At 71.5% G+C, this 12,554-nt stretch carries 11 protein-coding genes and 1 tRNA gene; 7 read left to right on the forward strand and 5 right to left on the reverse strand.

Features of this window, described 5'->3' with window-relative positions; translation table 11 throughout:
- Positions 1–74: 74 nt before the first annotated feature.
- The gene (gene radA, locus ABD770_RS08545) at positions 75–1,442 is read right to left on the reverse strand and encodes a DNA repair protein RadA (protein ID WP_344819123.1); all 1,368 of its coding nucleotides are present in this window, start codon (positions 1,440–1,442) and stop codon (positions 75–77) included.
- A 186-nt stretch (positions 1,443–1,628) separates the two neighbouring features.
- Between radA and ABD770_RS08550 the strand changes: the two genes are divergently transcribed.
- Positions 1,629–1,719: transfer RNA gene (locus ABD770_RS08550), tRNA-Ser, on the forward strand.
- Positions 1,720–1,896: 177 nt separating this feature from the next.
- On the opposite strand, the gene ABD770_RS08555 is transcribed toward ABD770_RS08550, so the two are convergent.
- Both ABD770_RS08555 and ABD770_RS08560 read right to left on the reverse strand, forming a co-directional pair.
- Positions 1,897–2,739 (reverse strand): LLM class flavin-dependent oxidoreductase, encoded by an 843-nt coding sequence (locus ABD770_RS08555; protein WP_344819124.1) that lies wholly within the window; start codon positions 2,737–2,739, stop codon positions 1,897–1,899.
- Positions 2,740–2,824: 85 nt separating this feature from the next.
- Positions 2,825–3,064 carry a putative acetyltransferase gene (locus ABD770_RS08560; protein WP_344819125.1) on the reverse strand — a complete coding sequence of 80 codons (240 nt, stop codon included), beginning with the start codon at positions 3,062–3,064 and terminating at the stop codon, positions 2,825–2,827.
- A 257-nt stretch (positions 3,065–3,321) separates the two neighbouring features.
- Between ABD770_RS08560 and ABD770_RS08565 the strand changes: the two genes are divergently transcribed.
- From ABD770_RS08565 to ABD770_RS08585, 5 genes are read left to right on the forward strand one after another with little or no spacing between them, the layout of a single operon-like run.
- Positions 3,322–4,965 carry an ABC transporter substrate-binding protein gene (locus ABD770_RS08565; RefSeq protein ID WP_344819126.1) on the forward strand — a complete coding sequence of 548 codons (1,644 nt, stop codon included), beginning with the start codon at positions 3,322–3,324 and terminating at the stop codon, positions 4,963–4,965.
- A 58-nt stretch (positions 4,966–5,023) separates the two neighbouring features.
- Entirely contained in the window at positions 5,024–5,944 is a 921-nt protein-coding gene (locus ABD770_RS08570; protein ID WP_344819127.1) for an ABC transporter permease, read from the forward strand.
- Positions 5,941–6,795: an ABC transporter permease gene (locus ABD770_RS08575; protein WP_344819128.1), complete on the forward strand. Its 855-nt coding sequence runs from the start codon at positions 5,941–5,943 to the stop codon at positions 6,793–6,795. The genes ABD770_RS08570 and ABD770_RS08575 overlap by 4 nt, the downstream gene beginning before the upstream one ends.
- Positions 6,792–8,483: a dipeptide ABC transporter ATP-binding protein gene (locus ABD770_RS08580; RefSeq protein ID WP_344819129.1), complete on the forward strand. Its 1,692-nt coding sequence runs from the start codon at positions 6,792–6,794 to the stop codon at positions 8,481–8,483. The genes ABD770_RS08575 and ABD770_RS08580 overlap by 4 nt, the downstream gene beginning before the upstream one ends.
- Positions 8,480–9,877 (forward strand): LLM class flavin-dependent oxidoreductase, encoded by a 1,398-nt coding sequence (locus ABD770_RS08585; RefSeq protein ID WP_344819130.1) that lies wholly within the window; start codon positions 8,480–8,482, stop codon positions 9,875–9,877. Before ABD770_RS08580 ends, ABD770_RS08585 begins: the two co-directional genes overlap by 4 nt.
- 142 nt (positions 9,878–10,019) lie before the next feature.
- Here the strand turns inward: ABD770_RS08585 and ABD770_RS08590 are convergent, their stop codons facing one another.
- Entirely contained in the window at positions 10,020–11,486 is a 1,467-nt protein-coding gene (locus tag ABD770_RS08590; protein WP_344819131.1) for a phytoene desaturase family protein, read from the reverse strand.
- A 93-nt stretch (positions 11,487–11,579) separates the two neighbouring features.
- Here ABD770_RS08590 and ABD770_RS08595 point away from each other — a divergent pair, with 93 nt between their 5' ends.
- Entirely contained in the window at positions 11,580–12,233 is a 654-nt protein-coding gene (locus ABD770_RS08595; RefSeq protein WP_344819132.1) for a nucleotidyltransferase domain-containing protein, read from the forward strand.
- Between the two features lie 4 nt (positions 12,234–12,237).
- Here ABD770_RS08595 and ABD770_RS08600 read toward each other — a convergent pair whose 3' ends face one another.
- Positions 12,238–12,489 carry a hypothetical protein gene (locus ABD770_RS08600; protein WP_344819133.1) on the reverse strand — a complete coding sequence of 84 codons (252 nt, stop codon included), beginning with the start codon at positions 12,487–12,489 and terminating at the stop codon, positions 12,238–12,240.
- Positions 12,490–12,554 lie beyond the last annotated feature (65 nt).

Here is a 12,554-nt window from a genome sequence, read left to right on the forward strand (position 1 = left end):
TCGACTGGTCTTGTACGCTCCCGGTCCGACCGGCCTCTGCTTGACCGGATCAGGGAACGCCGGAATACGGGCGGTCAGAATGGCGGGATCTCGTCCTTCTTCCTGCGTCCGGTCATCCGGGTGCGGATGTCGCCGAGTGCGGCACGCAGGGTCTTCGATCTGTCGTCGACCACCTGCTGGTAACCGAGTCTGGCGGCTTCGCTGCGGCGGTGCGCGGCCTGCGTGACGGGACGGATCTCGCCGGCGAGGGACAGCTCGCCGACGGCGGCGACGGTGCGTGGGACTGACAGCCGGCGGATGGAGCCCGCCACGGCGACCGCGATGGCGAGATCGGCGGCGGGTTCGGTGAAGCGCACGCCTCCCACGGTCGAGACGTACACATCGAGCGTGGAGGTCTGGACGCCTGCGCGTCGTTCCAGGATCGCGAGCACCATCGCCACCCGGGAGGAGTCCAGGCCATGCACCACGCGCCGGGGGTTCGGGGCGTTCGACTCGATGGTCAGCGCCTGCACCTCCACGGGAAGTGCTCGCCGCCCCTCCATCGCGATGGCCACGCAGGTGCCGGGCTCCGCCGCGCCCTGCGACAGGAACAGCCCGCTGGGATCGGGCACCTCGGTGATGCCCGCACCGGTCATCTCGAAGCATCCGACTTCGTCGGTGGGGCCGAACCTGTTCTTCAGTGCTCGGATGAACCGCAGCGCCGTCTGCCGATCGCCCTCGAAGTGGCACACCACATCGACCAGATGCTCCAGCACGCGGGGGCCGGCGACGGCGCCGTCCTTGGTGACGTGCCCGACGATGATCACCGGCAGTCCGCGATCCTTGGCGACGCGGATGAGCGTGGCGGCGACTTCGCGCACCTGGCTGGGCTGGCCGGCCGCACCGTCGATCAGCCCGGATGCCACGGTCTGCACCGAGTCCACGATCACGAGGTCCGGAGCCACGGCGTCGATGTGGCCGAGAATCGTGGCGAGATCCGTCTCACTGGCCAGGAACAGCTCGTCGTGCAGCGCACCGGTGCGCTCGGCGCGCAGCCGCACCTGCGCGGGGGATTCCTCGGCGCTCGCGTACAGCACGCGCCGCCCTGAACGGGCGGTGGCCGCGGCGACCTCCAGCAGCAGCGTCGACTTGCCGACCCCCGGATCGCCGGACAGCAGGATGGCGGCCCCCGGGACGATGCCGCCGCCCAGCACACGGTCGAACTCCGCCACTCCGCTGCTGCGGCGCGGGGCGTCGGCCGTCGTGATCTGCGTGATCGGCCGCGCCGTGCGACTCGCCGGCGGCGCGACGGCATCCGTCTGCCGGACGATGCCCGTCTGCGCGCTCCGCTCCTGCACGGTTCCCCACTGCTGGCACTCGCCGCAACGTCCGACCCACTTCACCGTCGTCCATCCGCACTCCGTGCAGACGAAGGCGGGTGGGGCGGGTTTGCGGGTGACCATGCTGTCAGGTTAGCCGCGGTGTCCGACACTCGCGCGGTGTCGGACCTGCCCGGCGTTCATGGGGCGCACGTGGCCGCTCCAGCTCAGCGGATGCGGCGCATCGCACCAAATTGAGCGGGGATGCCCCGCGCTGTGCGCCGGATCTCGATTGGCGTGCGGGTGTGAGCGTGCCGTAAGCTGGACGGCGGTGACGTGTCCGAGCGGCCGAAGGTGCAACTCTCGAAAAGTTGTGTAGGGTAACCCCCTACCGTGGGTTCAAATCCCACCGTCACCGCCACGGTGGAAGCCCCGCGATACCTTGAAAACAGGGGGATCGTGGGGCTTTCACAATGCCCGAGGAGTGGCCGATGCCATGGCGGGACTCGGGGCCGCTCGTGCCGAGAGCGATCTCTCTCCCCGCGCATGATAGCCGCCATCCGCGCACGATGGCCACCATCCCCGCTCGGCACCGTCGTCATCCCCGCTCGGCGGCGACGGCCTCACGCACGGCGGACGCCGTCTCCACGATGAACCGCTGCAGGAACCCGGGGTCATCGCCGGCGACGATGAAGGTGGAGATGCCGTCCTCCACGGCGAGCGCGGTGAGCTGCTCGGGGGTCTCGCGGCCGGAGATGTTCAGCAGGCGGACGATCTCGTCGGGCCGGCGATCGGCATCCGCCGCGGCGTCGTCGATGCGCGCGTTGGCCTGCGCGATGTCCCCCGGTCGCATGTACCCCAGCGAGGGAAGCCACCCGTCGGCGAGCCGACCGGTCAGCCGCAGCATCCGCGGCTTGTACGCACCCACCCAGATCGGCACGCGATGAGCGGGCGCCGGGCCGCGCTTCGCCCCATCGACGGGGTAGTACGCGCCGCCGCGCACGACGGCGTGCGAGTCGGTGTCCCACAGGTCGCGGATCAGCGGGATGGCCTCGGTGAGCGCCTCGACGGCCTGACCGGCGGTGAGGCGGCGCCCGCCCATCGCCTCGATCGCGTCCCAGAACCCGCCGCTGCCGATGCCGAGGGCGAACCTGCCGTCGGAGAGCAGGTCGAGGGATGCTGCGGCCCGGGCGGTGACGGGCGCCGGCCGCAGAGGCAGGTTCAGCACGTTGGGTGCGATCCGGATCGACGTCGTCGTGGCCGCTGCATACGACATCAGCGTCCACGTGTCGAGGAACGCGGGCTGGTAGGGGTGGTCCTGGAACGTCACGAGATCGAAGCCCAGCCGCTCGCTCAGCTGCGCCAGCCGCACCGACCTCTGCGGATCCGCCGCAAGAGGGGTCGGGAATGTGCCGAAGCGGATCGGATGCCTGTAGTCCATGAGTCCCTCAACACTGCATTCGGACGAGTGCTTCCCGCTCGGGCCGCTCGTGCGGGCGATGCCATCAAGCGGGTCCGGATGCTGGTCAGCCCCCGATCGGATGCCGGGGCGCGCGTCGCGGGGGAGGCGGCGGCACCTCCTTGGCGGCCGTCACCTCGTCGAGCCGGATGGTGACCGGTCCGTGCCGTGTCTCCACCACGCATGTCTCGTCATCGCGTTCCCGCAGATGGCCGACGGCATCCGTGAAACCGTCCGGGATCTTCCTGCGCACCGTCATCCGCGTCCCCAGCGGGGCCTCGCGGATGAGTCGGACGGCGTCGCGCATGCCCTCAGCCTATCCACCGCCGCCGACCTTCGGACGGGATCATCCTCGCATCCGTTGATCCGCGCGGCGCCGGAAGCGAAACGCAACACCGTGTCATCGGAGGCGACATGAAGCACGTCTTTCCGACTCGCGGCGACATCGGACGGTAACGCCGCGATACGCGACGACATGTGAATTGTGACCTGTCGTGCTCGCGAGCATCGTCGTTCCCACCCCGGACCGCGGGGCCACGGAACAGGCGAAAGGCAGTCACAGGGATGAGAGCTCGCGCAGGGCGCACGACCGCGATCGGATCCGCGGCGGCCCTCCTGATGATGCTGACGGCGTGCACCGGGGCGGCGCAGTCCGCCGCCCTCGCCGAGGGCGCCGCCCCGGCCTCCGGTGGGACGATCGTGTACGCGCACCAGCAGGAGCCGCCGTGCATCTTCGGCGGCTGGATCGAGCAGGCCTACATCTCCCACCAGGTCCTCGACAGCCTCGTCTCGCGCACCGCGGACGGCGAGATCGTCCCCTGGCTCGCGGAGAAGTGGCAGGTGTCCGACGACGGGCTCGGCTACACGCTCACCCTCAAGGACGGGGTGGAGTTCACCGACGGGACGCCCGTGGACGCCGAGGCCATCGCCGACAACTTCGACTACTGGGCCGCCGGCGGCAACCCCACCGCCGCGGTGTGGCTCGACGGATTCTACGAATCGGCGGAGGCGATCGACCCCCGCACCGTCGTGATCCGCCTCTCGCGCCCGTACACGCGCTTCCTGGAGAACCTCTCGCAGGCCTACTTCGGCATCCAGTCCCCGCACGCGCTGCAGACCCGCACGGAGGAGGAGAACTGCGAGGCGCCCACCGGCTCCGGAGCGTTCATCGTCGAGGAGTGGAACCGCGGCCAGGACGTGGTGCTCGTCCGCAACGAGGATTACACGTCCTGGCCGGCGGATGCCGAGCACGCCGGCCCCGCGCTCGTCGAGCGCATCGACTGGCGCTTCGTGACGGACGCGACCACGCGCGTGGCGGCGCTGCAGTCCGGCGAGGCGGACCTCATCTACGACGTGCCGGCCACCTCCTGGGCGGCGCTGGAGCAGGCGGGATACACGCTCGAGAAGTACGTCACCCCCGGCCGCCCGCAGCAGATCTCGTTCAACACCGTGCAGGGCCCGTTCGTCGACGAGAACGTGCGCAGGGCGTTCATCCTCGCACTGGACCGCGAGGCGATCGTCTCCACCGTCGGGCAGGGCGTGATCCCCTACGAGGGCAACGGCGCCGTCAGCCGCGCCACTCCCGGGTACAGTGCGGACGCCGCCGACGCCTACACGCAGGACATCACGCGGGCTGACCGCCTCCTCGACGAGGCGGGATGGACCGGACGCGATGCGGACGGCTACCGGACCAAGGGGGGCGAGACGCTCGAGGTGCTGCTGCCGTACGGCGCGGGCACCATCATCAACGCCGACGGCGTCGCGATCCTGCAGGCCGTCCAGGAGCAGGCCAAGGCCGTCGGGTTCAAGCTCGACCTGCGGCCGCTGAGCCCGGCCGAGCACTTCAGCGGCGAGTTCAGCGGGGCCGACACGCATGACCTCAGCGTCGGGTACTGGACCTCGGTCAACGCCGGCATCCTGTACATCAACTGGCGGCCCAGCACGCCGGAGAAGCCGAACCTCTCCAACTCGGCGTTCTACGACGACCCCGAGCTGGAGCGCCTCATCCTCGAGGCCAACAGCGAGTCCGACCGGGAGACGCAGGACGCCCTGTACCGCCAGGCGCAGGAGTACATCGCGGATCGCGCGCTCTCATTCGGGCTGTACGACAGGCTCAGCACACTCGCCGTGAGCCCTCGCCTGCAGGGCGTGCGGCAGGAGCAGTCGCAGGGAGGGCCGAGCTTCCATGACGCGCACTTCATCGACTGACACGGCTCGGAACCCCAGGAGTGCACCGAGCCCCAGGAGCCTCCGCCGCATCCGAACCGTGCTGAGCGCTCCGGTCGGCGCGCTGACCGTGCTCTGGGGCGCCGCGACGGCGACCTTCTTCGCCCAGCTCGCCCTCCCCGGCGACCGGGCGACGACGATCCTCAACATCCGAACCGGTCAGGCGCAGGCGCGCACGCCCGAGGAGCTCGCTCCGATCATCGCGCAGTTCGGCCTGGACCACCCCATCCTCGTCCAGTACGCCGACTACCTCGGCGGACTGCTGCGCGGCGACCTCGGCACCTCCTTCCAGCAGTTCCGTCCGGTGCGGGACATCATCGCCGAGCAGCTGGGCGCGACGCTCGTGCTGGCCGTCGCCGGCATTGCCGCCGCCTGGATCCTCATGGTGGTGTGGGTGACCCTCACCGCCGGCCGCACGCCGCGCATCCGTGCCCTCGGCTCGGGACTCGACACGCTCGTCGCAGGCCTGCCGCACTACTGGCTGGGCATCCTCCTGCTGCTCGTGTTCGCCCTGCACCTGGGCTGGTTCCCGGTCATCGGCGGGTCGAGCCCCGCCGACCTGGTGCTGCCCGCCCTGACCCTCGGAATCCCGCTCGCCGGCTTCATGGGCCAGGCGGTGCGCACCGAGTTCGAGCACGCGCTCGAGCAGCCCTTCGTCCTCAGCGCCCGCATGCGCGGCGGCAGCGACCTCGGCATCCGGCTCTCGCACGTGCTCCGGCACGCGGTGCTCCCCGCGATCACCCTGACCGGGTGGGCGCTGGGCTCCGCGGCCTCGGGGGCGGTCATCGTCGAGAGCGTCTTCTCCCGCCCCGGCATCGGACAGACCCTCGTCGCGGCGGTGGGCAGCCAGGACCTCCCGGTGGTGACAGGGATCGTGGTGCTCGTCGCCCTCGTCTACGTCATCGCCAACCTGCTCGTGGACGTCGTCTACCGGCTCATCGACCCGAGGATCACCGCATGACCGCGCTCGCGCATCCGTCCCCGACCCGCACGGCGGGCCGCATCCGACTCCGCACCGGCACGGCCCTGTCCGCGGGCGTCCTCGCCCTGTTCGCTCTCGCGGCCCTCGCCCCGGCGCTGCTGGCCCCTCGCGAGCCGACGGCGCAGGACTTCGAGCACGCCCTGCAGCCGCCGTCCCGGCTGTTCTGGTTCGGCACCGACGAGGTCGGACGCGACCTGTTCAGCCGCATCGTCCACGGCACGAGGGAGTCGCTGCTGATCGGCGTGGGCGCCGCCGGCCTCGCCCTGCTGCTGGCGCTGCTGCTGGGGTCCCTCGCCGCGCTGGGCGGACGTCTCGTCGCCGGGCTCGCGAGCAGGCTCATCGACGTGCTCCTCGCCCTCCCGCTGCTGCTGTTCGCCCTCCTTCTCGTGGCCATCCTCGGGCCGTCCGCCACGACCCTGGTCATCTCGGTCGGGGTGAGCTCGGCGCCGGGCTACGCGCGCATGGTGCGCGGCCAGATCCTCTCGGCCAAGAACGCGGGATACGTCGAGGCCGCGCGGGCGCTCGGACACAGCCGTGCGCGCATCGTGGGCCGGCACATCCTGCCCAACGCCATGCGCCCTCTCGTGGCGCTGTTCACCATGTCGATCGGGCAGTCGATCGTGTGGGCGTCGGGGATGTCGTTCCTCGGCCTCGGCGTCGCGCCGCCCTCGTCGGAATGGGGCGCCCTGCTCGACGCCGGACGCGCCCACCTGCTGCAGGCCGGCTGGCTGACCTTCATCCCCGGGCTCGTGATCCTCGTGCTCGCGCTTGCGGCGACGACCGTCGGCAGGGCCATCCAGGAGCACCTCGAGAAGGGAGAGGGCGCATGACCCTCACCGCACAGGAGACCGCATCCGCGGTGATCCCCGACGCGGATGCCGTGCGGCTGAGCGTCCGCGGGCTCGACGTGGGCTTCACGGGCCGCGACGGGCGCACGCGCAGCATCGTACGCGACGTCTCCTTCGACCTGCGCGCGGGCCGCTGCGTCGCGATCGTCGGCGAATCCGGCTCGGGCAAGAGCGTGACCGCGCGCACCCTGGTCGGCCTCACGGGCGAGGGCGCCGTCGTCGACGCCGCCGAGCTGACTCTGGGGGACGTCGACCTGGCATCGGCCACGCGCGCCGAATGGCGCGGCATCCGCGGCCGGCGGATCGGATTCATCCAGCAGGACGCCCTGGTGTCGCTGGACCCGCTCCGCCGGGTCGGCAGCGAGATCGCGGAGGCGCTCCGGCTGCACCGCCGCGGGCGACGTGCGCACCGGCGCCGCCGGGTGCTGGACCTGCTGACGAGCGTCGAGGTGCCGCTTCCCGAGCGCCGCGCGCGCCAGCGCCCCGGCGAGCTGTCCGGAGGGCTCCGGCAGCGCGCTCTCATCGCATCGGCCATCGCCCTCGACCCCGAGGTCGTCATCGCCGACGAGCCCACCACGGCGCTCGACGTCACCGTGCAGGCGCAGGTGCTCGCGCTGCTGGAGGACATGAAGGCGCACGGCTCGGCGATCCTCCTGATCAGCCACGACCTGTCGGTCGTCGCGCACCTGGCCGACGAGATCCTCGTCATGCGCGCGGGCGATGTCCTCGAGCACGGCACGACCTCCGAGGTCCTGCGCGCCCCACGGCATCCGTACACCCGTGCGCTCATCAGCGCCGTGCCCGGCGCGCACACGCGCGGCCGTCGCCTCGCGCCGCAGCAGGAGCCCGCACCCGATCCGCACCGCGTGCGACCGGACACGGCGGGGGACGGGCCCGTCGTGCAGGCGCGCGGCCTCGTCAAGCGCTTCCGCGGCGGCCTCCTCGCCGTCGACGACGTCTCCTTCGACGTGCATCGCGGCGAGACCCTCGGCATCGTCGGTGAATCGGGCTCCGGCAAGAGCACCACGGCGCGCCTCGTACTGGCCCTGGAGAAGGCGGATGCCGGAGAGGTGCGCCTGCTGGGACACGCGTGGTCCACGGCATCCGAACGCGCACGGCGCTCCCTGCGCCGCCGCGTCGGGGTCGTCCACCAGGATCCGCTGAGCTCCTTCGACCCGCGCTGGAGTACGGAGCGCATCCTGCAGGATGCCATCGGAGCGGATGCCGGAGGGCGATCGGCACGGGACCGGCGCGTGCGGGACCTGCTCGCCCAGGTCGCACTGCCGGAGTCGGTGCGGACGCGGCATCCGCTGACGCTGTCCGGAGGCCAGCGCCAGCGCATCGCCATCGCACGGGCGCTGGCGACCTCGCCCGAGATCATCGTGCTGGACGAGGCGGTCTCGGCCCTGGACGTCTCCGTGCAGGCGCAGATCCTGGATCTGCTCGGCGACCTGCAGCGCGAGTACGGGCTGAGCTACCTGTTCATCTCGCACGACCTCGGCGTCATCCATCACATGAGCGACCGCGTCCTCGTGATGAAGGACGGCGTCGTCGTGGAGCAGGGCGACGCCGACCGGATCTTCCTGCACCCCGCCCACCCCTACACCCGGGAGCTCATCGGCTCCCTGACCACCCTCGAGAATCCCGACGACAACGGAGGAGCATCATGACAGATCGCCGCGCCCTGCACTTCAACGCATTCGTGATGAACACGAACTCGCACATCAAGCACGGGCACTGGCGCAGGCCGGATGCCCGACAGGTGGACTTCGAGGACGTCGACCTGTGGATCGACCTGGCCAGGACGCTGGAGGAGGCGAGGTTCGACGCCCTGTTCTTCGCCGACGTCACCGGGCACTACGGAGACGCCGACGCCGACTACGAGGTGTACGTGCGGCACGGCCTGCAGATCCCCAGCAACGACCCGATGGTGCTCCTGGGCGCGCTCGCCGTCGTCACGAAGGACATCGGGCTCGCGCTGACCTCGAACGTCATGCAGAACCACCCGTTCAACTTCGCCCGGCAGATCTCCACCCTCGACCACATCTCGCGAGGCCGGATCGCCTGGAACATCGTCACCGGGATGCAGGACAACGGCGCGCGCAACTTCGGGCTGCCGCAGCTGGTCGACCACACCGAGCGGTACGCATGGGCCGAGGAGTACGTGGACGTCGTCTACAAGCTCTGGGAGGGCTCCTGGGACGAGGGCGCCGTCGTGAAGGACAAGGAGAACGGCGTGTACGCCGATGCGTCCAAAGTGAACAAGATCCACCACGAGAGCCGGCGCTACCGGGTCGAGGGTCCGCACCTGCCGTCGCCGTCGCCGCAGCGCACGCCGCTGCTGTTCCAGGCCGGGTCGTCGACGGCCGGTCGGCTGTTCGCCGCGCGGAACGCGGAGGCCACGTTCATCGCCGCCCCGGATCCGAAGGTCGCCAGGTGGCAGATCGACCAGACCCGCGCGCTGGCGGTGGAGCACGGGCGCGAGCCCGGGGACATCAAGTTCTTCCAGGGGATGAGCTTCATCATCGGCGACACGGAGATCGAGGCGAACGAGAAGGCCGAGGAGTACGCCCGCTGGTCGAGTCAGGAGGGCGTCCTCGCCCACGCGGCGGTCGTGGACAGGTCGACGGGACGGGTCTACCCGCCGGAGACCCCGCTGAAGGACGTCGACACGAACACGGCGAAGGGCAGGCTCGAGCAGCTGCGCCGCTCGATCACGGATCGGGAGCCGCTCGTGGGCGACATGGCGAACCGCCTCACCCGCTCCGACCGCATCGTCGGGACGCCGGAGCAGATCGCCGACCGGATCGAGCAGTGGCAGGACGCCGGCGTGGACGGCGTCAACGTCACCAACTGGGTGTTGCCCGGCTCGTTCGAGGAGTTCGCGGAGAAGGTCATGCCGGTGCTGCGCGAGCGTGGCCTCGCCCAGTCCGACTACACGCCCGGAACCCTGCGGGAGAAGCTGTTCGGCGCGCCGCGACTGAATGCGCGTCACCCCGCGGCGCGCTACCGCGGCGCGTTCTCCGGCGGCTCCCGCTCGAAGCCCGTCGCGGTCCGCGCCTGAGAGCCGGGGCGGGATCCGGTCGGCGGCATCATGCGCGCGCCCGCCGTTGAGAGCAGCCCGCCCCGACCCGGTCGCCGAGCTCGCCTGCAGCGGATCGGAGGGGGCCCGACGGATCGGGGCCGTGCTTCTCGCGACTCGGATGTCAGGAGGACGGGGACAGATCCGGGGGCGTGCGGATGCCGAACTCGTGCCGCAGCGCGCTGAGCGCCCCGTGCCACCCGGACATGCCGGTGACGCCGGGCCCCGGCGTCGTCGACGCGGACACGAGGTAGACGCCCCGCACCGGGGTGCGCCACGGGTCGGGGCTCAGCACGGGGCGGGCCAGCAGCTGGCGCAGATCCGGCGCGCCCGCGGCGATGTCCCCACCCGGGTAGCCGGGGTTGTGCTGCTCGAGATCGTGCGCGCTGCGCGAGCTGACGGCGAGGATCGTGTCCCGGAACCCCGGTGCGAAGCGCTCCAGCTGCCGGATCACCGCCTCGCGGCGGTCGGCCGGGCAGCCGGCGGGGACGTGCGTGTAGGTCCACAGCGTGTGCCGGCCGGAGGGCGCGCGGGTGCTGTCGAACAGCGACGGCTGCGAGACCAGCACGTACGGCCGCTCGGGCAGCTCACCGCGATGCACCCGGTTCTCGGCCTCCGCGACCTCCGTGTGCGTCCCGCCGATGTGCACGGTGCCCGCCCGCCGCAGCTCCGGGTTCGCCCACGGTACCGGCTCGCTGAGGGCGAAGTCGACCTTGGCCACGCCATCGCCGTACCGGAAGCGCTCCAGGGCACGCAGGTAGCGCGGCGGCATCGTGCCGCCCGCCAGGCGGATGAGGGTCTTCGGCGTGATGTCCAGCAGGGTCGCCCGTGTCGGCGGGAGCTCGTGCAGGTCGGCGACCTCGTGATCGAGCACGATGTCGCCGCCGTGGCGGAGCAGGTCCCGGACCAGCTCGTCGCTGATCGCCTGGCTGCCGCCGGTGGGGATGGGCCATCCCCTGGCGTGCGCGAACGCCGTGAGCGAGAGGCCCGCCCCGGTCCCCGCGATGCTGGGCTGGGGGAGGATGGCGTGCGCGGCGACGCCGCTCAGCAGCGCCGGTGCCGCATCCTCGCGGAAGCGGGCATGCCGGGCGAGGGTTCCCTGCTCGAGCGCCCGCAGCGCGAACGCGGCGGCGGTGCCGGGATGGCGGGGGATGCGCAGCAGGGTGGTGCCGATGAGGTCCGCCACCTGCGTGGCGTGCTCCACGAGCGGTCGCAGCAGGCGCCCGTACGCCCGACCGTCGCGACCGAGGGAGTCCACGGTGCGCGCGAGGTCACGGTGCGCCACGGCCGCCCGCCCTCCGTCGAGCGGATGCCCGAACGAGACGTCCGGAGTGCGGAAGGCGATGCGCTCTGCGAGGGCGAACTCCCGGAAGAAGCGCGACTCCATCGCCAGCGGGTGCACGGCGGAGCAGACGTCGTGCCGGAAGCCGGGAAGGGTCAGTTCGCGGGTGGTCGCCCCGCCGCCGGCGCGGTCGGCGCGCTCGTACACGCGGACGCGCAGGCCCGCTCGGGCGAGCGTGACGGCCGCGGCCAGCCCGTTGGGCCCGGCGCCGACGACCACCGCGTCGAGGTCGTCGTCCGTGCGGGGCATCCGTTGCTCCTCCACCATCCGCTGTGCTGCCCTCCCACGGTAGCCGACGTGCTCTCCGACCCCCGCATCGTCCGAAGCGGGCAGCCTCGGGTCATGCCCTCACCTTCGCCCACGGCCGCGACGCCGTGGCGGCCGTTCATCGCCGAATCCGTCGCAGGGCTGCTGACCGGCGCCGACGTGCGGTGGTGGCTCTCGGGCGGGGTGGCGCTGGACCGCTGGCTGGGCCACGGCATCCGTCCGCGCCGCAACATCGACGTGAGCGTCGTGGCGCGTGATCTCGCAGCCCTCGTCGGGAGTCTCCCCGACGGCTTCAGCGCGTGGATCGAGACGGAGGACGATGCGCTGGTCGCGCTCACCGCGGCTGATGCGGATGCCGATGTGCAGGCCGTGCGGATTCTCGACGACACGGCGGAGGCGTGGGTCCTGCAGGTCAACGTGGAGGACGGCGCGCCCCGCGCATGGGTGTACAAGCGGGACCCGCGGCTGACGCTTCCCTGGGCATCGGCCGTGCTCGACGTTGACGGCGTGCCGACCGGCGCCCCCGAGGTGCAGCTGGTCTGGAAGGCGCTGCGGCCCCGCCCGGAGGACGACATCGACAAGGACGCCGTCCTCCCGCGGCTCGACGAGCGGGCGCGGTCCTGGTACGAGCGAGCGATCCTCTCGATCCACCCGCACTCCAGCTGGTCGATCCACGTGCGCAGCCCCCACGCACCGGCGAAGGCCAGCTGGAACCGCAGGAAGAGCTGAGTGCTCAGTCCAGTGACCAGCCCGTGTGCGCCTCGGCGAGGTAGGTGCGGCCGGCCTCGGAGTCGACGACCGACCGCAGCTCGCCGAGCTGGCGGCGCCGGTCGAAGTCGTTGTTCTCCGGCAGCCGGTGCCGCATGCCCGTCATCCACCAGGAGAAGTTCTGCGCCTTCCGGTTCCGACGCGAGGCGGCCTCGGCGTAGCCGTCGATGAGGCGGGGTCGTTCTCGGCGATCAGCGCGATGAGCGCCGCTGCTCACCGTCGGCGAGGGGGCTGGTCATCTCCGAGGCTTTCTTTGTAAGATTATGAAACGAAGTGTTGGCA

This window comes from Microbacterium soli (genome assembly GCF_039539005.1).
GTDB classification, from domain to species: Bacteria; Actinomycetota; Actinomycetes; order Actinomycetales; family Microbacteriaceae; genus Microbacterium; species Microbacterium soli.

Bases quoted from the DNA above. Each gene is read 5' to 3' on its own strand.
- radA (WP_344819123.1), bottom strand. From the start codon at position 1,442: ATGGTCACCCGCAAACCCGCCCCACCCGCCTTCGTCTGCACGGAGTGC.
- ABD770_RS08555 (WP_344819124.1), bottom strand. From the start codon at position 2,739: ATGGACTACAGGCATCCGATCCGCTTCGGCACATTCCCGACCCCTCTT.
- ABD770_RS08575 (WP_344819128.1), top strand. From the start codon at position 5,941: ATGACCGCGCTCGCGCATCCGTCCCCGACCCGCACGGCGGGCCGCATC.
- ABD770_RS08560 (WP_344819125.1), bottom strand. From the start codon at position 3,064: ATGCGCGACGCCGTCCGACTCATCCGCGAGGCCCCGCTGGGGACGCGG.
- ABD770_RS08590 (WP_344819131.1), bottom strand. From the start codon at position 11,486: ATGCCCCGCACGGACGACGACCTCGACGCGGTGGTCGTCGGCGCCGGG.
- ABD770_RS08585 (WP_344819130.1), top strand. From the start codon at position 8,480: ATGACAGATCGCCGCGCCCTGCACTTCAACGCATTCGTGATGAACACG.
- ABD770_RS08580 (WP_344819129.1), top strand. From the start codon at position 6,792: ATGACCCTCACCGCACAGGAGACCGCATCCGCGGTGATCCCCGACGCG.
- ABD770_RS08565 (WP_344819126.1), top strand. From the start codon at position 3,322: ATGAGAGCTCGCGCAGGGCGCACGACCGCGATCGGATCCGCGGCGGCC.
- ABD770_RS08595 (WP_344819132.1), top strand. From the start codon at position 11,580: ATGCCCTCACCTTCGCCCACGGCCGCGACGCCGTGGCGGCCGTTCATC.